This is a genomic window from Curtobacterium sp. AC273, assembly GCF_979253735.1.
Genome location: NZ_CEEDDU010000001.1, coordinates 259,714 through 283,840 on the forward strand (window position 1 = coordinate 259,714; position 24,127 = coordinate 283,840).

Annotated in this window: 21 protein-coding genes and 9 pseudogenes; 17 read left to right on the top strand and 13 right to left on the bottom strand. The window is 71.6% G+C overall.

Annotated features, from left to right (window positions below; translation table 11 throughout):
- Window positions 1–422: 422 nt before the first annotated feature.
- The 4 genes and pseudogenes from ACZ8AI_RS01620 (at window position 423) to ACZ8AI_RS01635 (ending at window position 2,224) form a co-directional block, all read left to right on the top strand.
- Window positions 423–848: an organic hydroperoxide resistance protein gene (locus ACZ8AI_RS01620; protein WP_464855995.1), complete on the top strand. Its 426-nt coding sequence runs from the start codon at window positions 423–425 to the stop codon at window positions 846–848.
- Window positions 849–961: 113 nt separating this feature from the next.
- Window positions 962–1,241: pseudogene (locus ACZ8AI_RS01625) on the top strand (YchJ family metal-binding protein).
- 184 nt (window positions 1,242–1,425) lie between these two features.
- Window positions 1,426–1,701: pseudogene (locus ACZ8AI_RS01630) on the top strand (SDR family NAD(P)-dependent oxidoreductase); the annotation flags it as partial.
- Window positions 1,702–1,771: 70 nt separating this feature from the next.
- Window positions 1,772–2,224, top strand: coding sequence for an SDR family NAD(P)-dependent oxidoreductase (locus tag ACZ8AI_RS01635; protein ID WP_464856408.1), 453 nt, complete (start codon window positions 1,772–1,774; stop codon window positions 2,222–2,224).
- Window positions 2,225–2,721: 497 nt separating this feature from the next.
- Here the strand turns inward: ACZ8AI_RS01635 and ACZ8AI_RS01640 are convergent, their stop codons facing one another.
- Window positions 2,722–2,949: a hypothetical protein gene (locus tag ACZ8AI_RS01640; RefSeq protein ID WP_464855997.1), complete on the bottom strand. Its 228-nt coding sequence runs from the start codon at window positions 2,947–2,949 to the stop codon at window positions 2,722–2,724.
- Between the two features lie 260 nt (window positions 2,950–3,209).
- On the opposite strand from ACZ8AI_RS01640, the gene ACZ8AI_RS01645 reads away from it, so the two are divergent.
- Window positions 3,210–4,217 carry an iron-siderophore ABC transporter substrate-binding protein gene (locus ACZ8AI_RS01645; protein WP_464855999.1) on the top strand — a complete coding sequence of 336 codons (1,008 nt, stop codon included), beginning with the start codon at window positions 3,210–3,212 and terminating at the stop codon, window positions 4,215–4,217.
- A gap of 175 nt (window positions 4,218–4,392) precedes the next feature.
- Here the strand turns inward: ACZ8AI_RS01645 and ACZ8AI_RS01650 are convergent, their stop codons facing one another.
- Both ACZ8AI_RS01650 and ACZ8AI_RS01655 read right to left on the bottom strand, forming a co-directional pair.
- The gene (locus tag ACZ8AI_RS01650) at window positions 4,393–4,755 is read right to left on the bottom strand and encodes a DUF1304 domain-containing protein (protein ID WP_464856001.1); all 363 of its coding nucleotides are present in this window, start codon (window positions 4,753–4,755) and stop codon (window positions 4,393–4,395) included.
- 91 nt (window positions 4,756–4,846) lie between these two features.
- Window positions 4,847–4,987, bottom strand: coding sequence for a hypothetical protein (locus ACZ8AI_RS01655; protein WP_464856410.1), 141 nt, complete (start codon window positions 4,985–4,987; stop codon window positions 4,847–4,849).
- Here ACZ8AI_RS01655 and ACZ8AI_RS01660 point away from each other — a divergent pair.
- The 3 genes and pseudogenes from ACZ8AI_RS01660 (at window position 4,932) to ACZ8AI_RS01670 (ending at window position 6,175) form a co-directional block, all read left to right on the top strand.
- Window positions 4,932–5,182: pseudogene (locus tag ACZ8AI_RS01660) on the top strand (chorismate mutase). The gene ACZ8AI_RS01655 and the pseudogene ACZ8AI_RS01660 sit on opposite strands and share 56 nt — an antisense overlap.
- 5 nt (window positions 5,183–5,187) lie before the next feature.
- Window positions 5,188–5,994 (top strand): annotated as a pseudogene (locus ACZ8AI_RS01665) (lactonase family protein); the annotation flags it as partial.
- A 58-nt stretch (window positions 5,995–6,052) separates the two neighbouring features.
- Window positions 6,053–6,175, top strand: coding sequence for a hypothetical protein (locus tag ACZ8AI_RS01670; RefSeq protein WP_464856003.1), 123 nt, complete (start codon window positions 6,053–6,055; stop codon window positions 6,173–6,175).
- Between the two features lie 118 nt (window positions 6,176–6,293).
- Here the strand turns inward: ACZ8AI_RS01670 and ACZ8AI_RS01675 are convergent, their stop codons facing one another.
- From ACZ8AI_RS01675 to purS, 4 genes and pseudogenes are all read right to left on the bottom strand, one after another.
- On the bottom strand, window positions 6,294–7,214 hold the full coding sequence (locus ACZ8AI_RS01675; protein WP_464856005.1) for a 2-hydroxyacid dehydrogenase: 921 nt from the start codon (window positions 7,212–7,214) through the stop codon (window positions 6,294–6,296).
- Between the two features lie 17 nt (window positions 7,215–7,231).
- Window positions 7,232–9,635: pseudogene (gene purL, locus ACZ8AI_RS01680) on the bottom strand (phosphoribosylformylglycinamidine synthase subunit PurL).
- Window positions 9,636–9,646: 11 nt separating this feature from the next.
- A pseudogene (purQ, locus tag ACZ8AI_RS01685) lies at window positions 9,647–10,341 on the bottom strand (phosphoribosylformylglycinamidine synthase subunit PurQ).
- Window positions 10,342–10,353: 12 nt separating this feature from the next.
- A pseudogene (gene purS / locus ACZ8AI_RS01690) lies at window positions 10,354–10,598 on the bottom strand (phosphoribosylformylglycinamidine synthase subunit PurS); the annotation flags it as partial.
- Window positions 10,599–10,740: 142 nt separating this feature from the next.
- On the opposite strand from purS, the gene ACZ8AI_RS01695 reads away from it, so the two are divergent.
- Window positions 10,741–11,349 carry a PadR family transcriptional regulator gene (locus tag ACZ8AI_RS01695; protein ID WP_464856007.1) on the top strand — a complete coding sequence of 203 codons (609 nt, stop codon included), beginning with the start codon at window positions 10,741–10,743 and terminating at the stop codon, window positions 11,347–11,349.
- Window positions 11,346–12,992: a DHA2 family efflux MFS transporter permease subunit gene (locus ACZ8AI_RS01700; protein WP_464856009.1), complete on the top strand. Its 1,647-nt coding sequence runs from the start codon at window positions 11,346–11,348 to the stop codon at window positions 12,990–12,992. Before ACZ8AI_RS01695 ends, ACZ8AI_RS01700 begins: the two co-directional genes overlap by 4 nt.
- 280 nt (window positions 12,993–13,272) lie before the next feature.
- On the opposite strand, the pseudogene ACZ8AI_RS01705 reads toward ACZ8AI_RS01700, so the two are convergent.
- Window positions 13,273–14,423, bottom strand: a pseudogene (locus ACZ8AI_RS01705) (cytochrome c oxidase assembly protein).
- Here ACZ8AI_RS01705 and ACZ8AI_RS01710 point away from each other — a divergent pair.
- Together ACZ8AI_RS01710 and ACZ8AI_RS01715 are read left to right on the top strand one after the other, a co-directional pair.
- Complete coding sequence (locus ACZ8AI_RS01710; protein WP_071293047.1) at window positions 14,314–14,757, top strand: Fur family transcriptional regulator; 444 nt, start codon at window positions 14,314–14,316, stop codon at window positions 14,755–14,757. The pseudogene ACZ8AI_RS01705 and the gene ACZ8AI_RS01710 overlap by 110 nt on opposite strands.
- Before the next feature lie 188 nt (window positions 14,758–14,945).
- Window positions 14,946–16,381, top strand: a pseudogene (locus tag ACZ8AI_RS01715) (catalase).
- 78 nt (window positions 16,382–16,459) lie between these two features.
- On the opposite strand, the gene ACZ8AI_RS01720 reads toward ACZ8AI_RS01715, so the two are convergent.
- From ACZ8AI_RS01720 to ACZ8AI_RS01730, 3 genes are all read right to left on the bottom strand, one after another.
- Complete coding sequence (locus ACZ8AI_RS01720; RefSeq protein ID WP_464856012.1) at window positions 16,460–17,026, bottom strand: GNAT family N-acetyltransferase; 567 nt, start codon at window positions 17,024–17,026, stop codon at window positions 16,460–16,462.
- 154 nt (window positions 17,027–17,180) lie between these two features.
- Window positions 17,181–18,050, bottom strand: a complete 870-nt coding sequence (locus ACZ8AI_RS01725) for a VOC family protein (protein ID WP_464856014.1) — start codon at window positions 18,048–18,050, stop codon at window positions 17,181–17,183.
- A gap of 155 nt (window positions 18,051–18,205) precedes the next feature.
- The gene (locus ACZ8AI_RS01730) at window positions 18,206–18,982 is read right to left on the bottom strand and encodes an SDR family oxidoreductase (protein WP_464856016.1); all 777 of its coding nucleotides are present in this window, start codon (window positions 18,980–18,982) and stop codon (window positions 18,206–18,208) included.
- 206 nt (window positions 18,983–19,188) lie between these two features.
- Between ACZ8AI_RS01730 and ACZ8AI_RS01735 the strand changes: the two genes are divergently transcribed.
- The 4 genes from ACZ8AI_RS01735 to ACZ8AI_RS01750 are packed head-to-tail and all read left to right on the top strand — an operon-like array spanning window position 19,189 to window position 22,024.
- The gene (locus tag ACZ8AI_RS01735; RefSeq protein WP_464856018.1) at window positions 19,189–19,656 is read left to right on the top strand and encodes a hypothetical protein; all 468 of its coding nucleotides are present in this window, start codon (window positions 19,189–19,191) and stop codon (window positions 19,654–19,656) included.
- Between the two features lie 2 nt (window positions 19,657–19,658).
- Complete coding sequence (gene lepB / locus ACZ8AI_RS01740; protein WP_464856020.1) at window positions 19,659–20,303, top strand: signal peptidase I; 645 nt, start codon at window positions 19,659–19,661, stop codon at window positions 20,301–20,303.
- A complete protein-coding gene (locus tag ACZ8AI_RS01745) occupies window positions 20,300–21,115 on the top strand; it encodes a helix-turn-helix transcriptional regulator (RefSeq protein ID WP_464856022.1) in 816 nt (271 codons plus the stop codon). Before lepB ends, ACZ8AI_RS01745 begins: the two co-directional genes overlap by 4 nt.
- Window positions 21,116–21,166: 51 nt before the next feature.
- Window positions 21,167–22,024 carry a helix-turn-helix domain-containing protein gene (locus tag ACZ8AI_RS01750; RefSeq protein WP_464856024.1) on the top strand — a complete coding sequence of 286 codons (858 nt, stop codon included), beginning with the start codon at window positions 21,167–21,169 and terminating at the stop codon, window positions 22,022–22,024.
- Here the strand turns inward: ACZ8AI_RS01750 and ACZ8AI_RS01755 are convergent.
- Complete coding sequence (locus ACZ8AI_RS01755) at window positions 22,021–22,575, bottom strand: MmyB family transcriptional regulator (RefSeq protein ID WP_464856026.1); 555 nt, start codon at window positions 22,573–22,575, stop codon at window positions 22,021–22,023. The genes ACZ8AI_RS01750 and ACZ8AI_RS01755 overlap by 4 nt on opposite strands.
- 303 nt (window positions 22,576–22,878) lie before the next feature.
- Here ACZ8AI_RS01755 and ACZ8AI_RS01760 point away from each other — a divergent pair, with 303 nt between their 5' ends.
- Window positions 22,879–23,610 (top strand): alpha/beta fold hydrolase, encoded by a 732-nt coding sequence (locus ACZ8AI_RS01760; RefSeq protein WP_464856028.1) that lies wholly within the window; start codon window positions 22,879–22,881, stop codon window positions 23,608–23,610.
- Between the two features lie 174 nt (window positions 23,611–23,784).
- On the opposite strand, the gene ACZ8AI_RS01765 is transcribed toward ACZ8AI_RS01760, so the two are convergent.
- Entirely contained in the window at window positions 23,785–24,108 is a 324-nt protein-coding gene (locus tag ACZ8AI_RS01765) for a hypothetical protein (RefSeq protein WP_464856030.1), read from the bottom strand.
- Window positions 24,109–24,127: the final 19 nt, after the last annotated feature.

Genomic DNA, 24,127 nt, shown 5'->3' on the forward strand with positions numbered 1-24,127 from the left:
CGGCTCGGCGACTCGACGATTCCTGCTCCCCCGACGAAGGGGCGAGCGCGCCCGCGCTCCTCGTCGAGGACCGCCACGGCGACCGCGAGCCACACGGCGCGACGGACCCGGGCGGGGTCGACGACCTCGCCGAGGCGCTCCCGGAACACCTGCCAACCGAGCGTGAACACGAGGTTCCTTCCTCGCCCCGGCTGCGCGCGGCGCTGTCGGCCCGGTGGTTGCGCTGCTGCCGTCCGTCGAGGAGCAGAAATCGTCGGGGTCGGCGCGGCGACTCGGACGATTTCTGCTCCCTCAACGACGGGCGCGCGGGAAAAAACCCGCCCGCCCGGACACGCCCGGCGGGCGGACCCGGCGGCGGCGTCCCGGGCCGACAGTGCAGGCGCGTCCAGCAGTCGCCCAGGAAGGGACGGTGCGCTCAGACCATGAGTCTCGACATCGTCTACACCGCAGCTGCCCACGCCACCGGCGGCGGGCGGGACGGCCACGTGCGCACCGAGGACGACCGCCTCGACCTCGACACCCGTCCGCCGAAGGAGATGGGTGGCAGCGGCGAGGGCACGAACCCCGAGCAGCTCTTCGCAGCCGGTTACGCCGCGTGCTTCCTCGGGGCGCTGCACGCGGCCGGCAAGGAGCTCGGGGTGGACACCGCGGACGCCGAGGTCTCGGCGGAGGTCGGCATCGGCGGCAACGGCCAGGGCGGCTTCGGCCTGGCGGTCGAGCTCGACGTCTACGCGCCGTCCGCGCAGCCCGAGCAGCGACAGCGCCTCGCGGAGCGGGCCCACGAGATCTGCCCCTACTCGAACGCCACCCGCGGGAACATCACCGTCGCCCTGTCCATCGTCGACTAGCGTTCCGGCGTGGTCACCGACGAGTCGCGCTGCCCCTGCCTGAGCGGGAACCCTACGGCGAGTGCTGCGGACCCCTGCACGCCGGAGCCGCCGCCCCGACCGCGGAGCGGCTCATGCGGTCACGGTTCAGCGCGTTCGCGCTCGGGCTGCCGGAGTACCTGCTGCTGACGTGGCACCCGCGGACGCGGCCCGCGTCCTCGAGTTGGACCCGCAGCAGCGCTGGACACGGTTGGACGTTCTGTCGACCAGTTCTGGAGGCCCGTTCGACTCCCGGGGGACGGTCGCGTTCCCGCGTGGTGGCGTTCCGCAGACGAGCGGGGCACACTCGAGGAGACGAGCGAGTTCGTCCGCGAGCACGGTCGTTGGTCCTACGTGGACGGGACGGTCGTCTGACCGCGTCCCGTACCCGACAGGAGCACCATGCCCGACCGTGACCTCGCCGCCTTCAGCGCCCGTTCGACCGCCGACGAGGTCCTCGAGGGGGTGGACCTGACCGGCCGCACGGCGATCGTCACGGGAGCGTCCTCGGGCATCGGCATCGAGACGGCGGCGGGCGCTCGCCGGTGCCGGCGCGACGGTGACCCTCGCCGTCCGGGACACCGCGGCCGGGGAACGGGTGGCTGCGGACATCGCCCGCACGACCGGTGGGCAGCACCCGGTGGTCTCCGAGCTGCACCTCGACCAGCCCGCGTCCGTCGAGGCCTTCACGGCGCGGTGGTCCGGGCCGCTCGACGTCCTGGTGGCGAACGCCGGGGTGATGGACGCTCCGGAGGCGTACACGGCGGCGGGGTGGGAGTCGCAGTTCGCCACGAACCACCTCGGGCACTTCGCCCTCGCGCTCGGTCTGCACGACCCGCTCGCGGCCTCGGGGTCGGCACGCATCGTCTCGGTGTCGTCGAGCGGGCACGGTGGGGTCGCCCGTCGTGTTCGACGACCTGTTCTTCCGCCGTCGTCGCTACGAGCCCGGCGCTGCCTACGCACAGTCGAAGACGGCGAACGTCCTGTTCGCCGTCGCGGTGGGGGAGCGGTGGGCCGACGTCGGGGTCACCGCGAACGCCTGCATGCCCGGGGGCATCTGGACCGGACTGCAGAAGCACTGGGACCCGGCGGTGCTGGCGGCGACGAAGCTCTCCGCGGCAGACGCCGTGAAGACGCCCGAGCAGGGTGCGGCGACCTCGGTCCTCCTGGCCACGGCACCCGAACTCGCCGGGGTCACCGGCCGCTACTTCGAGGACTGCCACGAGGCGGCCATCACGGACCGGATCGTCGACGGGCTGCACGGCGTCCTGCCGTGGGCGCTCGACGAGGACGACGCGGACCGGCTCTGGGACGTCTCGCTCGCGCTGCTCGACGCCGAGGCACACTCCCGACGCTGATCGGCCCCCGGCGCTGATCGGCGCGCGGTGCCGAGGTGGGTTGCGGCGCCGCGGTGTCAGGCCCTGGATGACCTCGGGCAGGCCCACGGCTGCGCGCATCGCCCGGCGGACGTCGGCCTCGGCGGGCAGGAGCTCGTCGTCGTCGCCGGTGAGGAAGAACCGGATCTGCCCGATCGCCTGCTCGGTGAGCATGTCGAGGCCGTTCAGCACGCGTCCGCCGGCGTCCTCCCAGCGCGAGGCGACGGCGGTCGGCCACGGCTCGTAGGCGACGTCGAAGAGCACGGCGTCGTCACCGGACGGCGCGAGGTCGAGGTCGTCAGCGACACCACCCGGCAGCGTCGACACGACGAAGCCGGGCGGGTGCCGGGCGAGGTCCGTCAGCGGGAGGACGTCGAGCGTGACGCCCAGCCGGACCGCCAGGTCGACCAGGGCTCCGGTCCTCGAGGTGTCGCGGGCGAAGACCCGGACGAGCACGGCGCCGAGCCGGACTGCGGCGGTCAGGGCACTCGCGGCGGTCGCGCCACCGCCGAGGATCGTGGCCTCACCCGGGACGTGTCCCAGTGCCTCGACAGGGGGCGGACGAGTCCCTCGACGTCGGTGTTCGCGCCGGAGCGGAGCACCCGGTCGCCGGACTGCCGGAACGCGATCGTGTTGGCCACGCCGAGCTCGTCGACGAGCGGGGTCGTCCGGTCGAGGAGCGGCAGCACCTCGCGCTTGAGCGGCATCGTCAGGCTCAGGCCGCGCCATTCCCCCCACCCAGCCCCGCGACGAACGCGTCCAGTCCACCGGACGCGACCTCTGCCTCCCGTACCGGAACGGCACCCCGAGCACGTCGTAGGCCGCCGCGTGCAGCGTCGGCGAGAGCGAGTGTGCGATGGGGGAGCCGAGCACCGCGAGGCGGGTGCGGTCGGCATCGGGGTACTCCACGGTCAGTCAGCCTAGCCAGGAGCGAGGGGATCCGTTCGCTTAGGTTAGGCTACCCTTCGTGATCCGTACTCCCCACCGTCTCCGACGCGTCCTCGCCGCAGCAGGCGCGGTCGTCGCAGCGTCCCTCGTCCTCGCCGGGTGCGCCTCCGGTTCCGGTTCCTCCACCGACGACGCCTCGACGTCCCCGGCTGACGGCCAGTTCCCGGTGTCGATCACGACCGCGCTCGGCACCACGAAGATCGACGCGCAGCCGAAGCGGGTCGTCGCCCTCGGCTGGGGCGACGCCGAGACCGCGCTCGAGCTGGGCGTGCAGCCCGTGGGTGCGAGCGACTGGCTCGCGTTCGGTGGCGACGGTGTCGGCCCGTGGCTCAAGGACGCCTACACGAAGTCGCCGAAGATCATCCAGACCCTCGAGCCGAGCTACGAGGACATCCTCAAGCTCAAGCCCGACGTGATCCTCGACGTGAAGTCCTCGGGCGACAAGGACCGCTACGCGAAGCTGTCCGCCATCGCCCCGACCGTGGCGATCCCGAAGGGCGGCGAGAACTACCTCGCCTCAACTGAGCAGCAGACCACGATGATCGCGAAGGCGCTCGGCAAGGAGTCCGAGGGCAAGAAGCTGCTCTCCGGCCTCGACGACGCCTACGCCGCCGCACGCAAGTCACACCCGGAGTTCGAGGGCAAGTCGGCGGTCGTCGGTGCGTACACGGCCGACGGGTTCGGGGCGTACGCCTCCACCGACAGCCGCTCGACGTTCATGCGGAACCTCGGCTTCACGATCCCGAAGGCCATCGACGAGCAGGCCGGCAAGGCGTTCTCGGTGCACCTGTCGGACGAGAACCTCGACCTGCTGGACGCCGACCTGACGCTCATCCTGCCGATCTACGTCGACGCGTCGAAGGCCGAGGCAGACCCGCTGTTCCAGAAGGTGCCGTCGGTCGAGGCCGGCCACTCCATCGTCTTCGACGACCCGGACGTGTCCTCGGCGTTCTCGATGGGGACGACTGCCGCGATCGAGTGGGCGCTGCAGAAGCTGCCGGACGAGTTCGCGTCGAAGCTCGGCTGACGCCGGGCGCCTGGTCGGAACGGGCGTACTCGGTCGAAACGGGCGTACTCGGTCGGTTCTTTCGACCGGGTACGCCCGTTTCCGCCTTCCACCGCGGGCGTGATGGGAAGGAACCGTCCTCGCTCGGAGGGTCAGCCCCCGAAGGTCGACGCGAGGAACGCGAACAGCAGCGCGATCAGCGGGAGCGATCCCTGCTTGAACGCCGAGTTGAGGTACTTCCGCCCGGTACCGGCCAGGACGACGGCGGCGCCGAGAGCATGCACGCCGTCGAGAAGACGACGAGGGTCCAGCCCGTCTCGGGACTGCCGGTCGCGGCGAGCACGACGCCGAGGATCGCCCCGATCGCCAGGAACAGGTTGTAGAAGCCCTGGTTGAACGCCATCGCACGGGTCGCATCGGCTTCGGCCCGCGAGGAGATCCCGAAGATCCGCTGCGCCCGCGGACTCGTCCACGCGACGGATTCCAGGAAGAAGATGAACACGTGCACGAGGCCGGCGAGGACCGCGCACACGGCCGAGATGACGAGCAGGACCGACATGGAGACCATTGTCGCAGTTCCCGAGCCGTGCACGGGTTCTCGCCCTGACCGGGCGGCGGCGTAACCGACACCGGTCGGCCAGCCTCGGCCGTTAGGCTCGGGGCATGAGCGACGACGACACCACGCCCCAGTACGACCAGGCCGCCGTCGCCGAACTCCGCAGCATCCGGCAGAGCATCGACAACATCGACGCCGCCGTGATCCACATGCTGGCCGAGCGCTTCAAGTACACGCAGCGGGTCGGCTACCTCAAGGCCGCCGCGAGGATGCCCGCCGCCGACCCGGGGCGGAGCAGATCCAGGTCGCACGGCTCCGGTCGCTCGCGGCCGAGTCCCACCTCGACCCCGCCTTCGCCGAGAAGTTCCTCAACTTCATCGTCGCCGAGGTCATCCACCACCACGAGCAGATCGCCGGCGGCGACGCGTGAGCACGATGCTCCCCGCCCTGCTGGTCGGCTCGTACACGGCGACCGGCGGCGGCACCGCGACGGGCATCTCGATCGTCGCTGCCGGCGATGCCGAGGCCCCGGACGTCCGCACCGTCGCGGTCATCGACGACCCCTCGTTCCTCGCCGTCTCCGGCGACCGGGTCTACGCGGTCTCCGAGAAAGCCGACGGCAGCGTCTCCGCCTTCCGTCGTGACGACCTCGAACTCGAGCACCTCTGGGACGCACCGGCCGGTGGCGACGCCCCCTGCCACGTCCGGGTCGACCCGTCCGGCGCCCTCGTCGTGACGAACTACGTCTCCGGCACCGTCACCGCGGTGTCGCTGCCCGACGGCGCTCCGGTCGTCACCGAGGTCCTCCCGGACGCGACCGGCCCGGTCGACGACCGGCAGGAGGGCCCGCACGCCCACCAGTCGGTCGCGACGCCCGACGGGACCGTGCTCGTCGCCGACCTCGGCGGGGACGCGCTGCACGAGTACCGGATCACCGACGCCCCCTCGATCGAACCGGTCCGCGTGCACCACGTGGCGCCCGGGGCCGGCCCGCGGCACATGGCCTGGTACGACGGCGACCTCATCGTCGCCGGCGAGCTCGACGGGCACGTGCTCCGCCTGCGCCGTGACGAGTCCGGGACGTTCGTGACCATCGCCTCGACTCCGACCTTCGACGGCGAGGTGGGCGAGTCGTTGCTCAGCCACATCGAGGTCGACGACCGCGGCCTGGTGTCCGTCGCCGTTCGCGGGCGAGACCTGATCGTCGTGCTCGACGCCGCCGACGGCGGACTCACCCTGGTCGGCTCGGCGTCCTCCGGGGCGCGTGTGGCCCCGGCACTTCGCCCGCGTTCCCGGCTTCGTGCTCGTCGCGAACCAGATGTCCGACGCCGTCGCCGTGCTGCCCGTCGGCGACGACGGCGTCCCCGGTGACGCCGTCGCGCAGATCCCGGTCGGCACGCCGACCTGCATCGTCCCGCTCTGACGACGCGGCCGGCGGTCCGCACCCCCCGACGGACTGGAGGCGCGGTGCCAGCCGACACCGCTCCTCCAGTCCGTCGGTGGTCGCGACCACCCCGCTCAGCGAGCGGTGACCGCGCGCGTCAGGACTGGATGACGTTCTCGAACGGACGGCCGTCGGCCAGCGCTGCCACCTGCCGACGCATGAGCTCGATCGACCGCGGCACACTGAGGTCGGTGTTGCCGCCGACGTGGGGTGTGAGGACGGTGTTCGGCGTCGTCCAGAGCGGGTGCCCGGCCGGGAGGGGCTCCGGGTCGGTGACGTCGAGCGCTGCCGACAACCGCCCCGACTGCAGCTCGGCCACGAGGGCGTCGGTGTCCACGACCTTGCCACGGGCGACGTTCACCACGAGGGCGCCGTCGGGCAGGGCCGCGAGCAGGTCGGCGTCGACGAGCCGCTCGGTCTCGTCGGTCAGCGGCGTGATGAGGACGAGCACGTCCGTCTCGGCCGCCAGAGCCGGCAGATCACCGAACGCACGAACGTGCCGGCCGTCCTGCTCACGAGCGGTGCGGGCCACCACGGTCACGTCGGTGCGGAACGCCTCGAACCGTGTGGCGATGGCGGACCCGATGGCGCCGTAGCCGACGACCGTGACCCGGCGGTCGGCCAGGGACCGCGTGGTGCGGACGTCCCAGACGCCGTTCGCACGGTCGGCCTGGAACGCGCCGAGCTCACGGAGCGAGGTCAGCGCGAGCCCGACCGCGAGCTCGGCGGTCTCGTCGTCGTGGATGCCGCGCCCGTTGGCGAGCTGGGCGTGACCGGGCACGTACGGCACGGCGTGCTCGTACTCGGCGCTCGGCAGTTGCAGGAGCTGCAGGTTCGGCAGGTCGTGGACGTACTGCCAGCGGTGCCGTCCACCGAAGTAGAACGGCAGGAACGCGATGGCGACGTCGTCGGGGCGCGTGTACGGCTCCTCGACGTCCCACACGTCCAGCTCGACGCCGTCCGGCACGGGGCCGAACCGGTCGACGAGCTCCGCGAAGGGCAGGGTGACGATCGGCATCCTGTCGGCGGCCGGATTCAGGCGTCCGAGCGGGGCGAGAACGCGCCGTCGGAGTCGAGCGGACCCCGGCCGACGTAGCCCTCGGTCACGTCGGAGACGATGACGTCACCGAAACGGCTCGGCAGGGTCGCGTCGTGGGTGCCGCGGAGCTCGTCGAGCGTCGCCTCGAACGCACCCTGCACCTCGAGCGATCCGGACGCCGCGTCGGTCACGCCGATCCGGAGCACCGGGAAGCCGCGGCCGGCGCAGAGGCCCTGGAACCGGACGTCGTCCTCGCGCCGGACGGTCACGATGACGCGACCGGTCGACTCGGAGAACAGCGCAGTCGCGGTGTCGACGCCGTCACGGGACTCGAGCTCGTCGAGGACCACGCGGGCGCCGAGCCCGAACCGGAGCACCGACTCGGCGAGGGCCTGGCCGAGGCCGCCGTCCGCCAGGTCGTGCGCGCTCGTCAGGAGCTGCTCCGTCGCCGCGGCGTGCAGGAGGTCCTCGAGGGCCTTCTCACGCTCGAGGTCGACCGCCGGCGGGCGACCACCGAGGTGGTCGTGCACGGTGCCGGCCCAGGCCGAGCCGTCGAGCTCGAGCGACGTGGTGCCGAGCAGGTAGATGTTGTGGCCGTCGTCCTGCCAGCCGGACGGCACGCGGAGTGCGACGTCCTCGATGACCCCGAGCACACCGACGACGGGGGTCGGGTGGATCGGCGTCGAGCCGGTCTGGTTGTAGAACGACACGTTGCCGCCGGTGACCGGGATCCCGAGCTCCATGCAGCCGTCCGCGAGGCCCTCGACGGCCTGGGCGAACTGCCACATGACCTCGGGGTTCTCCGGCGAGCCGAAGTTCAGGCAGTCGGTGACGGCCGCGGGGACGGCACCGGTGACGGCGACGTTGCGGTAGGCCTCGGCGAGGGCCAGGCGCGCGCCCTGCTTCGGGTCGAGCTGGCAGTAGCGGCCGTTCGCGTCGGTTGCGATGGTGACACCGAGCCCCGTTTCCTCGTCGACGCGGATCATGCCGCCGTCGTCGGGGAAGGAGAGCGCGGTGTTGCCGAGCACGTAGGTGTCGTACTGGTTCGCCACCCAGTTCTTCGAGGCCAGGTTCGGCGAGCCGAGGAGCTGCAGGAACTGCGCCTTGAGCGCCGGTCCGGTCTCGGGACGCTCGAGCGACTCCGCGCCGTCGGCCTGCAGAGCGTCGATCCACGTCGGGTACGCGACCGGGCGGTCGTAGACGGGGCCGTCGACGGCGACGGTGCGCGGGTCGACGTTCACGATCTCCTGGCCCTGCCAGTCGATGACGAGGCGGCCGGTGCCGGTGACCTCGCCGAGGACACTGGTCTCGACCTCCCACTTGTCCACGACGGCGAGGAACTCGTCGAGCTTGTCCGGACGGACGACCGCCATCATGCGCTCCTGGCTCTCCGACATGAGGATCTCCTCGGCGGTGAGCGTGGGGTCGCGCAGCAGGACGTCGTCGAGCGAGATGTGCATGCCGCCGTCGCCGTTGGAGGCGAGCTCGGACGTGGCGCAGGAGATCCCAGCGGCTCCGAGGTCCTGGATGCCCTCGACGAGTTCCTTCTGGAACAGCTCGAGGCAGCACTCGATGAGGACCTTCTCGGCGAAGGGATCGCCGACCTGCACCGCGGGGCGCTTGGTCGGGCCGCCCTCGGTGAAGGTGTCGGACGCCAGGATCGAGGCGCCGCCGATGCCGTCGCCACCCGTGCGGGCGCCGAAGAGCACGACCTTGTTGCCGGCACCCGACGCGTTGGCCAGGTGCAGGTCCTCGTGGCGGAGGACGCCGACCGCGAGGGCGTTCACCAGCGGGTTGCCCTGGTAGACCGAGTCGAAGTAGGTCTCGCCGCCGATGTTCGGCAGGCCGAGGCAGTTGCCGTAGAACGAGATGCCGCCGACGACGCCGTGCACGACGCGCGCCGTGTCCTCGTGGTCGATCGCGCCGAAGCGGAGCTGGTCCATCACGGCGACGGGGCGTGCGCCCATCGAGATGATGTCGCGGACGATGCCGCCGACACCGGTCGCGGCGCCCTGGTACGGCTCGACGTACGACGGGTGGTTGTGCGACTCGACCTTGAAGGTGACCGCCCAGCCGTTGCCGACGTCGATGACACCGGCGTTCTCGCCCATGCCCACCATGAGGTTCTTGGTCATCTCCGGCGTGACCTTCTTGCCGAACTGCCGGAGGTAGTTCTTCGACGACTTGTACGAGCAGTGCCTCGGACCACATCACCGAGTACATCGCCAGCTCGCCCGAGGTGGGGCGGCGGCCGAGGATCTCGCGGATCTTCGCGTACTCGTCGGCCTTCAGCCCGAGGGCCTCGAACGGCTGGTCCTTGTCGGGGGTGGCCGCCGCGTCCTGGACGGTGTCGGGCTTCGGGCGCACGAAAGTGGTCACGGTGTCGTTGTTCCCTGTCACTGGAGTCGTCGTCACTTGACGAGTGTCGACTCGATCACGGAGGTGAAGAAGGTGAGGCCGTCCGTGCCGGAGGCCATCGCCGCGGGGGTGTCCGGGCCGAACCCGGGCTCCGTCGCGTGCTCGGGGTGCGGCATCAGGCCGACGACGTTGCCACGCTCGTTCGAGACGCCGGCGATGTCGTCGATCGAGCCGTTCGGGTTCACGCCGACGTAGCGGAACACGACCTGGCCGTTGTCCTCGATGCGCTTGATCTCGTCGGCGTCCGCCACGAAGCGGCCGTCGGCGTTCTTCAGCGGGATCGTGATCTCCTGCTGGGCGGTGAAGCCCGAGGTCCACGCGGTGCCGGTCGTCTCGACGCGGAGCTTCTGGTCGCGCCGGATGAACTGCTGGTGCGCGTTGCGGGTGTGCGCGCCGGGCACGAGTCGTGCCTCGGCGAGCATCTGGAAGCCGTTGCAGATGCCGAGCACGGGCATGCCCTTACCGGCGGCGTCGATGACCTCGGCCATGATCGGGGCCTTCGCGGCGATCGCGCCGGCGCGGAGGTAGTCGCCGTAGGAGAACCCGCCCGGGAGCACGATGGCGTCGACGCCCGCAGGTCGTGGTCGCCGTGCCAGAGGGCGACCGGGTCGGCGCCGGCGAGTCGGACGGCGCGCTGGGCGTCGCGGTCGTCGAGGGAGCCGGGGAAGGTGATGACGCCGATGCGCATCCGGGTCACCGACTCCTCGACGGTCACGGACACGACGTCCTCGATGACCGCGTTGGAGAAGACGTCGGCCGCGATCTCGCGGACCTCGGCGAGCTTGGCGTCGTCGACCGGGCCGTCGACCGACACCTCGAAGCGCTTGCCGATGCGGACGTTGGTCAGGTCGGCCTTGCCGAGGCGGCGAGGGCGTTGCCCACCGCCTTGCCCTGGGGGTCGAGGATCTCGGCCTTCGGCATGACCTCGACGACGATCGTTGGCACGTGTTCACTCCAGCACTTGGGGGGTGGGTGGGACCGGACCAGTCTACGCGGGCGCGTCGCGCCCGCACGCTTGTGGAGAAGTGGTCGAAGGCGTATATTCCAAGTCGAATAGTCACGTTGGAACACCGGACTGGAGGCACGGATGGCGTCACTCACGCCGCTTGCGTTCGCCGCGCTCGGGCTCCTCAACGAGGCGCCGATGCACCCCTACGAGATGTTCCAGCTCATGCTCCAGCGCCGGGAGGACGAGAACGTCAAGGTCCGACCGGGCACGCTGTACCACCAGATCGGACGACTCGTCGACCTCGGGTACGCCGAACCGCTCGGGACCGAGCGCGCGGGCAACCGTCCCGAGCGCACCACCTACGCGATCACCGACCACGGGCGGGCCGCCCTGGAGTCCGGGCTGCGGCGCATGGTCGCCGAACCGGCCGACGAGTACCCCGAGTTCCACCTGGCGCTCTCCCACGTCGACAACCTGAGCGACCACGACGCGGTCACCGCGCTCCGGGCCCGAGCCGACGCGATCCGCGCCCGACTGGCCGGGTTCACGGAAGCGGCCACGGGCCTCCAGGCCAAGGGGTTGGCGACCCGCTACTGGCTGGACGTGTCGTACGTCCGTGCCATGCTCACCGCGCAACTCGAGTGGCTCACCGCGACCGCGGAGCGCATCGAGCGTGGGGACGTCCCCTGGGACGGCCCGGCGCTCGCCACCGACACCGAACCGAACAGCAAGGAACCCACTCGATGACCACCGTCACGCCTCCGCGGACGACCGAGAAGAAGCCGTGGCCCGCCCTGTGGGCGCTCGTCGTCGGCTTCTTCATGATCCTCGTCGACTCGACCATCGTGTCCGTCGCGACCCCCACCATCGCCGAGAAGCTCGACGCCGACATCAACGCCGTCATCTGGGTGACCAGCGCGTACCTGCTCGCGTACGCCGTGCCGCTCCTCATCACCGGCCGCCTGGGTGACCGCTTCGGCCCGAAGGTGCTCTACCAGACCGGGCTCGTCGTGTTCACGCTCGCCAGCCTCTGGTGCGGGCTGTCCGGCTCGATCGAGATGCTCATCGTCGCCCGCGTCGTGCAGGGCCTCGGCGCCGCCATGATGACCCCGCAGACGATGTCCGTGATCACCCGGATGTTCCCGCCGCAGAACCGCGGCGCCGCGATGGGCCTCTGGGGTGCCGTCGCCGGTGTCGCGTCCCTCGTCGGCCCGATCCTCGGCGGCCTGCTCGTCGACGGCTTCGGCTGGGAGTGGATCTTCATCGTGAACGTCCCCGTCGGTGTCGTCGCGTTCATCCTCGCGCAGCGCTTCGTGCCGAAGTTCGAGCGCCACGGCCACCGGTTCGACTACCTCGGCATCGTGCTCTCCGCCGCCGGTCTGTTCCTGCTCGTCTTCGGCATCCAAGAGGGCGAGACCTACGACTGGGGCACCATCACCGGGCCGATCAGCGTGTGGTCGCTCATCATCGCCGGCATCGTCGTGCTCGCCGCCTTCGTCGTGTGGCAGGGCGTGCAGAAGGGCGAGCCGCTGCTGCCGCTCGGCCTCTTCAAGGACCGGAACTTCACGCTCGCGAACATCGCGATCACCGCGGTCGGCGTCGCCATCTCGTCATTCGCGCTGCCGATCATGCTCTGGGCGCAGGACGTCGAGAAGTTCTCGCCGACCGGCGCTGCGCTGCTCCTCGTGCCGCAGGCCGTCATCTCCGCCGGTCTCGCCCCGTTCATCGGCAAGAAGCTCACGGTGTGGAACCCGCGCTGGGTCGCGTCGTTCGGCCTCGCCTGCTTCTCGGCCGGCCTGTTCTGGTTCGGTGCGCTCCTCGCCTCCGGCGCCGACTGGGGCTGGGTGCTCCTGCCGAGCGCGCTCCTCGGCCTCGCCAACGCCTGCATGTGGGGCCCGCTGTCCGTCTCGGCGACGCGGAACCTCTCGCCGCGCCTGGCCGGTGCCGGCTCAGGCGTCTACAACACCACGCGGCAGATCGGTGCCGTGCTCGGCTCGGCCGGCATCGCGGCGCTGATCGAGGCGCGCATCACGGCGAACTTCCCCGCGCAGTCGGGCGGGGTCTCGGCCGGCGGTGCGGAGCAGCAGGTCGGCGGACTGCCGCAGTTCCTGCTCCAGCCGTTCGCCACCGCGATGGGCCAAGCGCTCGTGTTGCCGGCCGTGGTGCTCGTCATCGCGATCGTCGCCGCACTGTTCCTGGCGAAGCCGAAGCAGACCGTCGCCTGGCAGCAGACCGGGTCGGTCACGACGCAGCCGGACGACGACGCCGACGCGGACGCCGAGGGCTCGCCGAAGGTCGAGCACGGTGTGCACGCTGCGGCTGCCGCTCCTGCGACGCCCGAGGACGAACTCGCGTCGATCGACCACCACGGCAAGCACGCCGACGCCTAGGCGGCGTCGTCGCTGAACGGGCCCCGGGCTGCTCACACGAGCGGCTCGGGGCCTGTTCGTGTCCGCGGGGGCACGACCTGTCGAAACATGTACACGCCTGTTCCGACACCGCACCAGTCGTTCGACGCGTGCTTCGTCGACTCATGCACGCACAACTGCTGCGTGTGCATGTTCCGACGTTGCGCGAGTCGATCGACGCGTGCTTCGTCGCCAGATGCGTGTGCAGGTTTCGGCAACGGGCCGCCCGCACCACCGGGCCCCGCCGGCCCCGCGGCCGCGCTCAGCCGCGCCGCTCGAGGTGCGCCCGCGTCAGCGCCTCCATCTCCTCGTCGGTGAGGGCGTCGACGCTGCGGGCCTCCCGGCGGTCGCTCCGCTGCCACCGCACGAACAGCGCGATGAGCACGGGGACGTCGGCGACCTCGGCGATGAACCAGAGCAGGTCGCCGGCGAGGTGCTGGTCGCGCAGCGGCGACGGGAACCAGGACTGCCCGACCGCCTGCACGACCGAGTGGTCCATCACGTGGTTCGTGATCCGCAGGACGATGCCCGGGACCGCGTCGGCCAGCAGCTCGACGAACGCGAGCAGGAACTCGACGGTGACGAAGGTCGACGAGCGCAGGATCCCCGGCTCGGACAGGGGTGTGAGCAGCCCGAAGCCCAGCATCGGCACCAGCACGGTGATCGCCGTCGCCCACCCGGCGGACTCGCGGATGGTGGCCGCGAGCGGGGTGAGCAGCACGCAGAACAACGCGAGGGCGATGAGCGGCGAGACGATCGCGTTGCCGAGGAACCGCGCCGGACGCGACCGGAGTGCCGCGGTGGCGGCCTGCGCGAGGCGAGCGGGGCCTCCAGTCCGAGCAACGAGACGGGCGCGGCCAGCGCGGCGAAGGTGGGGACCGCGAAGAAGAGCAGGGCCAGCCGCAGCACGAACGCCCAGCGCAGCTCGCGGTCGTACAGGCCGACGATGCCGAACTGCAGGATCCCGAACAGGACGAGCGCCGCGAGGAACGCCAGGCTCCGCCACCACGGCCACGGCGTCCCCCGCCGCGCCGCGCCGACGACCCACCAGCTGTAGGCCACCGCGGCGACGGCGATGAGGACGGCAGCCAGCGGATCGGCGTGCCAGGTGCTCCAGAACTCGGGTGTCGACGGCGTGGGGTGCCTCCTGCGGATCGTGCGGCCGATGACGATCCTCCGCCCGGAGCGCGGTCCCGAGGGGCTGCGTCGGGCTCCGGGTGGTGAGAACCGGTTCAGATCCGAACCGCCTCCGAGAGCGTGTACAGTGGCTGTTGTCTTGATCGCTGCAAAAGAAGGGGTCCTCATGGATGTCGATGCCGACCTGCTCCGCACCGCCGGACTCCGGGTGACGACCCCGCGGCTCGCCGTCCTCCGCGCGACCGAGACGATGCCGCACGCCACGGCGGACGACATCGTGACGGCCCTGGCCGCCGAGCTCCCGACGACCAGCCACCAGGCGGTGTACGGCGTCCTCGCGGCGCTCACCGGCGTCGGGCTGGTCCGCCGGATCGAGCCGGCCGGCAGCCCCGCGCGCTACGAACGGCGCACCGGCGACAACCACCACCACATCGTGTGCACGATGTGCGGCACGATCGAGGACGTCGACTGCGCGGTGGGTCACTCGCCGTGCCTGACGCCGTCCGAGACGCACGGCTTCGCCGTCACCACCGCCGAGGTCACCTACTGGGGGATCTGCGAGCGGTGCGCAGCGGCGGAACGCGACGACGCCGAGCCCGTCACGGCGTAGCCAGCCCCGCGGCGACGAGCGCGTCGGCCGCGGACCGGCCCCACAGACAACCCGAGCACCCTGACCGAACCAACCGTTCCACCTGAGGAGGAACCGTGTCCGACCAGAACACGACGACCGGCCAGCCGGCCGGCACCCCCACCACGACGACCAACTCCGGCGCCCCCGTCTCGAGCGACCAGCACTCCATGGGTGTCGGCGCCGACGGCCCCATCGCCCTCCACGACCACTACCTGGTCGAGAAGCTCGCGCAGTTCAACCGCGAGCGTGTCCCGGAGCGCGTCGTGCACGCCAAGGGCGGCGGCGCCTTCGGTACCTTCACCGTCACGCAGGACATCAGCCGCTTCACCCGTGCCGCGTTCCTGCAGCCGGGCAAGCAGACCGAGATGCTCGCGCGCTTCTCGTCCGTCGCCGGTGAGCAGGGCTCCCCGGACACCTGGCGTGACCCCCGCGGCTTCGCGCTGAAGTTCTACACCGAAGAGGGCAACTACGACCTCGTCGGTAACAACACCCCCGTCTTCTTCATCCGCGACGGCATCAAGTTCCCGGACTTCATCCGCTCGCAGAAGCGCCTGCCGGGCTCGCACCTGCGCGACCACGACATGCAGTGGGACTTCTGGACCCTGTCGCCCGAGTCGGCGCACCAGGTCACGTGGCTGATGGGTGACCGCGGCCTGCCGGCCAGCTGGCGCGAGATGGACGGCTTCGGCTCGCACACGTACCAGTGGATCAACGCCGAGGGTGAGCGCTTCTGGGTGAAGTACCACTTCCAGACCCAGCAGGGCCACAAGACCCTGACGCAGGAGGACGCCGACCGCATCGCCGGCGAGGACGCGGACTTCCACATCCGCGACCTGCACGAGGCCATCGAGCGTGGCGACAACCCGCGCTGGACCCTCAAGGTGCAGGTCATGCCCTACGAGGACGCCGCCAGCTACCGCTTCAACCCGTTCGACCTGACGAAGGTGTGGCCGAAGGGCGACTACCCGCTCATCGAGGTCGGCACGATGGAGCTGAACCGCAACCCGGAGAACTACTTCGCGCAGATCGAGCAGGCGACCTTCGCCCCTCGAACTTCGTGCCCGGCATCGCGGCGAGCCCGGACAAGATGCTCCTCGCGCGCATCTTCAGCTACGCGGACGCCCACCGCTACCGCGTCGGCACGAACCACGCGCAGCTGCCGGTCAACGCCCCGAAGAACGAGGTGCACTCGTACTCGAAGGACGGCGCCATGCGCTTCGACTTCCAGAAGTCCGAGGTCCCCGTGTACGCGCCGAATTCGCTCGGTGGCGCGCACGCCGACCCGAACGCCACCGACGACGCCCCGGGCTGGGAGTCCGACGGTGCACTGCAGCGCTCCGCCGCCACGCTCCACCCCGAGGACGACGACTTCGGCCAGGCCGGCACGCTCGTCCGCGAGGTCCTCGACGACGCCGCCCGTGAGCGCCTGGTCGGCAACATCGCCGGGCACGTCTCGAAGGTGACGCGCGACGACCTGCGCGAGCGCGTCTTCGCGTACTGGACCAACGTCGACGCCGACCTGGGGGCGCGCGTGCGCGCCGCGGTCGCGCCGAGCGCGCCGGGGTCCAACGAGGACCCGGAGAAGGTCGCGGTCGAGGCGTAAGCCCCGGTCCACCACCTAACGGACGGGAGGCACGGTGCCAGCTGGCACCGTGCCTCCCGTCCGTCGTTCGGTCGAGTGCTAGACCTGCTGGCCGTTCAGCCAGATCGGTCCGGTCGGCCAGTCCTCCAGCGCTTCGGCCACCGGCCGGACCATCCAGCCGCCCTGCTCCGTGTTGCTGACGCCCGCACCCTCGGCCGTGAACGCCGAGAACGTGCCGACGACGTCGTCGAGCTCGTGCCAGCCGAGGTGTGCGTAGAACGGGATCCGGTTCTCGCCGGCGCCCAGGAACCCGTACGGCACCTGGAGTCCGTCGAGGACCGCGTGCGTGCGGGTCATGAGCTCGCGGCCGACGCCGGTTCCCTGCAGCCGCGGGGACACCGCGACGAGGCCCGTGTCGCCGACCAGGAGGTCCCGGCCGCCCACGGTGACGAACATGCGTCGGATGCCGACGTGGGCGAGGACGACCCCGTCGGCGTCGTGCGCGAGCACCCGACGCTCGGGTTGCATCCCGGACCAGCTCCGGCCGCCCACGTACCAGTGCGACCAGTCGGGGAACGCCTGCCCCAGGAGCGCTGCGATCGCCTCGTGGTCGGGGAGCGACAGCGTGCTCTCCTCGACGACTTCCCACCGGATGTCTTCAGTCACGGGACCATCCTGCCGGACGCCGCCGTCCGAGAACACGGAAGCGACAGTTCGCCGCCGAACGTTCGCGGCTTTCTGTCGCCCTGGCGAAGGTGAGCCAAGCGCCCGGCGGCGTCTTGTCGCTTTCGCGGGCGTGACGCGCGGACCGCCCCGCGCGTCAGCCGCGACCGGGCGCCGTCACCTCGATGCGGTTCGCCCACGGGTCCTCGAACGCCACGGTCCGGCCGTCGTCGGCGGTCTGCACGCCGGTGTCGTGCATCCGGGCGACCAGCGCGCCGAGGTCGTCGGCGGCCGGGACCTCGATGCGCACGAGTCCGAGTCCGAGCGCGAGCTGCCGGCGACCGGCCCCGCGGGAGTTCCACGTGTTCATCGCCATGTGGTGGTGGTACCCGCCGGCGCTGACGAACAGCGCCTCGCCCCACCCGGCAGTGGTGGCGAAGCCGAGCTGGTCGACGTAGAACGCCTTCGCGGTGGCGACGTCGCCGACGGAGAGGTGCACGTGGCCGACCCGGCCCGGCCGCGCGGATGCGCCGGCGACGGCGTCCTCGGTCAGATTCTCCCGGAGGAACTCGTTCGGGTCGACGAAGATCGTGGCCATGTCGACCATGCCGTGCGTCCACGACCACTCGGTCCGGTCACGGTCCCAGTACAGTTCGACGCCGTTGCCCTCGGGGTCGGTGAAGTAGAACGCGTTGCTGACGAGGTGGTCGGCGCTGCCGGTGAACGTCTGTGGGTACTTCGTCGCGACGGAGTACAGGGCGGCGGCGAGGTCGGCCTTCGTGTCGAACAGGATCGCGGTGTGGAACAGGCCGGCCTCGTGCGGAGCGCCGTGCTGCATCGACGGCGCGTGCTCGAGGATGACGATCGGCGTGGTGCCTCGGCCGAGCACGGCGATGCCGCCCTCGTTCGAGAGCAGGGAGAGCTGGACGCCCTCGCGGTAGTACCCGATCATCCGGTCGAGGTTCGCGACCCGGAGCGTGACCGCGCCCATCCCGGTGTCGGCGGCGAGGAGATCCTGCGTGTGCATGTCCTCAGTGTGCGCCGAAATGGTTGACGCGTCAACCAAATGGTCGCAGCGCCAGCGTACGGGCATGCGACGACGCCGATGTCGTTCCGAGTCCGCGCCCCCGGTCGCCGAGCACGCGCCGTCGCGCGACGACAGGACACGGCGCGCGGGCGCAGCTACTTCGCGCTGAACCCGCCGTCCGACTTGAGCAGCTGCCCGTTCACCCAGCCGCCGTCCGGCCCGCAGAGGAACCCGACGAGCGCCGCGGTGTCACTCGGCATCGAGGGACGCCCTCCCGGGGTCTGCGCGATCGCGGCCTGCCGGATCTCCTCGGTCATCCACCCGGTGTCGTTCGGCCCCGGATTGACCAGGTTCGCGCTGACCCGGACGTCGGCGAGCTCCTGTGCCGCCCCGACGATCAGCCGGTCGAGCGCGCCCTTGCTCGTGCCGTACGGCAGGTTGAACGCGACGTGGTCGCTCGTCAGGGCGATGACCCGACGGCGGTCCTCGGGAGCGGGTGCTCCGGCCCGGAGCCGCTCCGCGTAGGCCTGCACGATGAGGAACGGTGCGCGGACGTTCACGGCCATGTGCCGGTCGAACGACTCGAGCGTGGTGGTCGTGAAGTCGGAGTCCACCGATTCGCAGTGCGACAGCACGACGGCGGTCACGGGGACGCCCGCCTCGGTCTCGGCGCGGCCCACGAGCGCGGCCGCCTGCTCCGGGTCGGCGAGGTCGACCGGGAGGCGCGTCACGCGTGCACCCGCGTGCTCGCACTCGGCGACGACGGCGTCGACGCCTTCCGGATCGGCGGCACCGTGCACGCGGGCGTCGTACGGGCCCCACCACGAGATGGCCAGGTCCCAGCCGTCGGTCGCCAACCGCAGCGCGAGCGCCGCGCCGATCCCGGCTCGTCGACCGACACCGGTCACCAGGGCGAGGGGTCTGTGGGACATGGGTCGCGCCTCCAGTCTGTCCGCCGCAGCGGTGCGCCGGCGCACCCAGCTTGGCATCGCACTCGGTGTCCTGTCGGCTGGGCCGCGCCGGCCGGGGCCAAGATGGGTGGATGCCTCGCTCACGACCTCTGCCGGACCGGCCGCGCGGCCGGCGCGGCGGCCGGCCGGACCCGGCGACCGTCCCACTCGACCAGGTGCGCGACCGGATGTCGTCGTACATCTACGGGAACATCACGGTCCTCGCCGTGGCCATCGCGGTGGACCCCGACCAGATCCACCACGGCGCCGCGGTCCTCACGGTGCTCGCGACGGCGGTCCTGACGTACCTCGCGCACGTGCTGTCGCACCTCGTCGCGCACGGTCTCGGGGCCGAGGAGTCCTCCGACCACGACCGACGCCAGTCCGTCGCGACCATCGTGCGCAACGCGAACCCGATCGCGACGTCCGGTCTCATCCCCGCCGTGCTCTACGCGGCGGCGTGGATCGGTTGGCTGCCCGCCGAGTGGGCGCAGATCGCGGCGACGGTGATCCTGGTCGTCCGCATCGGGATGGTCGGCGTGTTCATGCAGCGCTTCAGCGGGAAGCGTCCGACGTTCCTCGGGCTGTGGGGCGGCATCGTGCTGGCGGCGGTCGCGTTCGTCATCGGGTTCGTGAAGGTGGTGCTGACGCATTGAGCGTGCCGAAGACGCCGGCGCACGGCGGTGAGGCGTCGAGGCGCCCGGGGCGGAGGTTCCTCCGCGACGTCGCGATCATCGTGGTCGCGGCGGTGCTGGCGTCGTTCCTGGTGAAGGCCTACCTGGTCCGGTCGTTCTACATCCCCTCCGAGTCGATGGAGAACACCCTGCTGGTCGGGGACCGGGTGCTCGTGAACGAACTCGTGCCCGGGGTGGTCCCGGTGCAGCGCGGTGACGTTGTGGTCTTCAGCGACCCCGGTGGTTGGCTCACCGCGGCGCAGGGTGACGACCTGATCAAGCGGGTGATCGGCTTGCCCGGCGACACCGTGTCCTGCTGCGATGCGCAGGGCCGGCTCTCGGTTAACGGGCACCCGGTCGACGAGTCCTACGTGGTGCGCGCACCGGGGTCGGACCGGGTGTCGGCGGAGGACTTCTCGGTCACCGTCCCCACCGGGCGGCTCTGGGTGATGGGCGACAACCGGTACGACTCCGCGGACTCGCGGGTGCACGGCACCGTCCCCGTGGCGGACGTCGTGGGCCGGGCGTTACTGACGACCTGGCCCGTGTCGCGGTGGACGGTGCTGTCGCGGCACGGCGACGTGTGGGACGGTGTCCCTGACCCGTCGCCGACCGGAGGCACACCGTGACGTCAGCCGAACTGACCTTCGCCTACGAGACCGGCGGAGACGACCAGGTCTCGCTGCGGCGCATCCGCACCGCGGGTCCGCAGGCCGGCACGATCGGTCCGCGGCCCGATCACGTGGTGTTCGTCCTCGCCGACGGGCACGCCGTGCTCACGGACGACGACGGCAGCGAGTGGCAGGTGCCGGCCGGGCGACCGATGATGCTCTCCGCGCCGGTGGCGTACGCGTTCGACACCGACGCGACGGCGATGACCCTGCTGCACGTGGCCCCCTCGGCGCTCGGTGACACGGACGAACCGTCGGTCTTCGTCCAGCCCGACCCCGACGACCCGGGGGTGGCGCTGCTCCTCGCCCTGCTGCGGGAGGTCGGCGACCGGATCGTCGACCCGGAGCTGGGCACCACCGACCGTGCCGCGTTGAACCGTCGTGTGACGACCGTGGTCCTGTCGACCTTCACCCGGTCGCGCTCCGACGTCGAGCACCGGCTGCGTCGGGCGATCCGGTTCGTGCACGACCACGCGGGCGAGCCGATCGAGGTCGCGGACATCGCGGTCGGCGCGGGACTCAGTGAACGGGGGTTGCAGGACCTCTTCCGGCGGCGGCTCGCAGTGTCGCCGATGCGGTACCTCCGCGAGGTCCGGCTCGACCGCGTGCACCTCGAGCTCACCGCCCCACGGGGTGGCATCCGCACGGTGCGCGACGTCGCGCACCGGTGGCAGTTCGCGCACCTCGGACGCTTCGCTGCGCACTACCGGCGGCGGTTCGGCGAGGGTCCGAACGAGTCGATGCGCAGGACGGGCCGCACGTTCGACTGACCGACTGAGAACGGTGGTTCTCTGCGTGCGGTTTTCGGCTATCCTGCTCCCGTGGACGAGCGACGATCCGAGCTGGGACAGTACCTCCGCGCTCGTCGTGCCCTGGTCCAGCCCGAGGAGCTCGGTCTCGCTCGCGAGCCGGGGCGCCGCGTCGAAGGGCTCCGTCGCGAAGAGGTCGCCCAGATCGCCGGGATCAGCGCCGAGTACTACCTGCGACTCGAGCGCGGCCGGGACCACCAGCCCTCCGACCAGGTGCTCGCCGCCCTCGCCCGGGCGCTGCTGCTCGACGCCGAGGCCGCCGGGTACATGCGCCGGCTCGCCCATGCCGAACGGGTGCGTGAACCGGGTGCCGCGCCCCCCGGTGTGGACGACTCCGTCCGGTCGTTGCTGGCACAGTGGGCACACACCCCGGCGTTCGTGATGGACCGCAACCAGGACATCATCCTGTCCAACGCCCTCGCGAGCGCCCTCGGCCCCGGCTACATGGAACCGGGCGCGAACCTCGTCCTGCAGATCTTCACCGACGCCTCGCGGGAGCACGCCGTCGACTGGCGCGGCACCGCACACCGCGTCGTCGCGGCCCTGCGGCTGCACGCCGACCCCGCGGACCCACGACTGCAGGAGATCGTCGGCACCCTGACCCTGCAGGACCCGGACTTCCCGGCGATCTGGGCGCGACACGACGTCGCCGAGCAGCGGACCGGGCAGTCCCGGCACTGGATCGACCCGATCGGCTGGGTCGAGTTCCGCTGGCAGAACCTGGCGATCCCGGGGAGCAGCCACGTGCTCGTCACGTTCTGGGTCGACCCGGGTACCCCGGAGGCGGCCGCGGTCGCCTACCTGGCCGCACAGGTGCAGCAGCGGATCAACCGTCGCACCCCGGTCGAGGGCGAGCAGACCGCCGGCTAGGACGGCGCCCCGCCGTCGGGCTCGGGCTCACCCCGGAGCAGGTCCCGCAGTGCGTCGAGCCCCCGCGCGGACGCCTCGTCGACCGGCGCCCACAGCACCATGACGTGCTCGTGGTCGTCGTCCCGGCGGAGTTGCTCCCACCGCAGGACCACCCGCCCGACGAGGGGGTTCTCGAACGTCGTGACCCCGCGTCGGAGCGGACCGCCGCGTCCGGCCGCCCACTCGGAGGCGAACGCGGGGCTCCTGGCCATCAGCTCGCCGACGAGCTCCCGGAAGCGGGGGTCCTCGCCGTGCTGCTCGAGGGAGTCCCGGAGCATCGCGGCCGTCCGGTGCACCGACTCCTCCCAGTCGTCGGCGGAGTCCTCGACGTAGGGGTTGAGGAAGGTGAACCGTGCCAGGTTCGTCCCGACGGTCAACGACGCCGACACCGCCCCGGCGATCCGGTTCGCTGCGACCACGTCGAGGTACCGGTCGAGGACGACGACCGGCTCGGTCAGTGCGTCCACGAACTCCTGCACCGACGCCGTCGTCGGTCCGTCTCCGTGGTCCATCCGGCCACGCTACCGATCGCCGTCCGGACGGAGGGGGACCCCGCCAGTACCCCGGACGACCCCCGGACGCCGTCACGGGTGCCCCACCGCGGCCCGGGGCGGCCGACGGGCCTCGGACACCGGTGCGTGCGACGGGATCGGCCCACGTTCCCCGGGTCGGGACGACGTGACGGGGAACGGCAGGGACAGGACCGCAGCGGCCGTCGGCCCCTAGCGTGACCACGCCGGGCACCTCGCCCGCCGGCCGCCGGACGACTCGTCCGGCCGTGTCCGCCACGTTCCACGCACACAGGGAGTGCAACCATGACGACACCCACGATCATCCTCGTGCACGGCGCCTTCGCCGACGCCGCCAGTTGGGCCCCGGTCACCCGGGAGCTCCTCGACCGCGGGCACACCGTCATCGTGCCGCCGGTCTACAACCGCAGCCTCGCCGAGGACGCCGCCTCGGTCCGGGCCGTCGCCGAGCACGTCGACGGTCCCGTCGTCCTCGCCGGCCACTCCTACGGCGGCGCGGTGATCACCGTCGCCGGCGCCGCGGAGAACGTCGTGGGCCTCGTCTACGTCGCTGGGTACGTCCTCGACGAGGGCGAGAGCCTGGGGCAGTTGCAGGGCGGCTTCCCCGACTCCGACCTCGCCGCGAACCTCGTGTACACGCCGTACCCGGTCGCAGGCGCCGAGGACGGCACCGACGTGTCGGTGGAGATCGACGCGTTCCCCGCGGTGTTCGCCGGTGGTCTCGACCCCCGCGTCGCCGAGGTGCTCGCCGTGTCCCAGCGTCCGCTGTCCGGTGCGGCGTTCGGCGAGCCCGCATCGGTCGCCGCGTGGAAGACGACGCCGGCCTGGGCGATCGTCTCCAGCGAGGACCACACCATCAACCCCGACGTCGAGCGCTTCGGCTACACCCGCGCCGGCATCGAGGACGTGACGGAACTGCCTGCGCCGCACCTCGTCATGCAGACCCACCCGAAGGACGTCGCCGACGTGATCGAGCGCGCCGTCACCGCGACGAGCACCACCGACGCCGCCGCCTGACGCGACCCGGTCGGCAGGCGCGACCCGGTCGGCAGGCGCGACCCGGTCGGCAGGCGCGACCCGGTCGGCAGGCGCGACCACAGCCGGGAGGCACGGCGCGCGTCCGACGCGCACCGCGCCTCCCGGCCCGCACCCGTTCCACCCCGCGGAGGTGACGTCCGATGGCCGGAGCGGTCAGCAGCCCGTCGTCGTGAGCGTGACGCTCGCGACCTCGCCGTTCGACACGGTCGTCTTCTGCGGACACAGGTCGGCGGCGCGCACGGTGACCCGGCCCAGGGGCACGCCCGCGAAGTCCGCGGTGCCGCCGGGGAAGACACGCTGGTGCTCCGAGAGCTTGCCGGTCTCGGCGGTGAAGACCTTCACCTCGTAGGCGTGGTCGGCGGCGTTCGACGACACCGTGACGGAGACCTGTCCGGTCGAGTCGTGGGCGCCGCAGCCGGCGAGGGTCAGCGCGGCGGCGACACCGAGGACGAGCACTGGGGCGACACGACGGAGCACGCTCCAAGGCTACGCCGTG

Excerpts from the sequence above, each read along its gene's own strand:
- ACZ8AI_RS01620 (WP_464855995.1), top strand. The coding sequence starts at position 423 with ATGAGTCTCGACATCGTCTACACCGCAGCTGCCCACGCCACCGGCGGC.
- ACZ8AI_RS01640 (WP_464855997.1), bottom strand. The coding sequence starts at position 2,949 with ATGCCGCTCAAGCGCGAGGTGCTGCCGCTCCTCGACCGGACGACCCCG.
- ACZ8AI_RS01650 (WP_464856001.1), bottom strand. The coding sequence starts at position 4,755 with ATGTCGGTCCTGCTCGTCATCTCGGCCGTGTGCGCGGTCCTCGCCGGC.
- ACZ8AI_RS01675 (WP_464856005.1), bottom strand. The coding sequence starts at position 7,214 with ATGCCGATCGTCACCCTGCCCTTCGCGGAGCTCGTCGACCGGTTCGGC.
- ACZ8AI_RS01695 (WP_464856007.1), top strand. The coding sequence starts at position 10,741 with ATGGCGTCACTCACGCCGCTTGCGTTCGCCGCGCTCGGGCTCCTCAAC.
- ACZ8AI_RS01700 (WP_464856009.1), top strand. The coding sequence starts at position 11,346 with ATGACCACCGTCACGCCTCCGCGGACGACCGAGAAGAAGCCGTGGCCC.
- ACZ8AI_RS01710 (WP_071293047.1), top strand. The coding sequence starts at position 14,314 with ATGGATGTCGATGCCGACCTGCTCCGCACCGCCGGACTCCGGGTGACG.
- ACZ8AI_RS01725 (WP_464856014.1), bottom strand. The coding sequence starts at position 18,050 with ATGCACACGCAGGATCTCCTCGCCGCCGACACCGGGATGGGCGCGGTC.
- ACZ8AI_RS01730 (WP_464856016.1), bottom strand. The coding sequence starts at position 18,982 with ATGTCCCACAGACCCCTCGCCCTGGTGACCGGTGTCGGTCGACGAGCC.
- ACZ8AI_RS01735 (WP_464856018.1), top strand. The coding sequence starts at position 19,189 with ATGTCGTCGTACATCTACGGGAACATCACGGTCCTCGCCGTGGCCATC.
- ACZ8AI_RS01755 (WP_464856026.1), bottom strand. The coding sequence starts at position 22,575 with ATGGACCACGGAGACGGACCGACGACGGCGTCGGTGCAGGAGTTCGTG.
- ACZ8AI_RS01760 (WP_464856028.1), top strand. The coding sequence starts at position 22,879 with ATGACGACACCCACGATCATCCTCGTGCACGGCGCCTTCGCCGACGCC.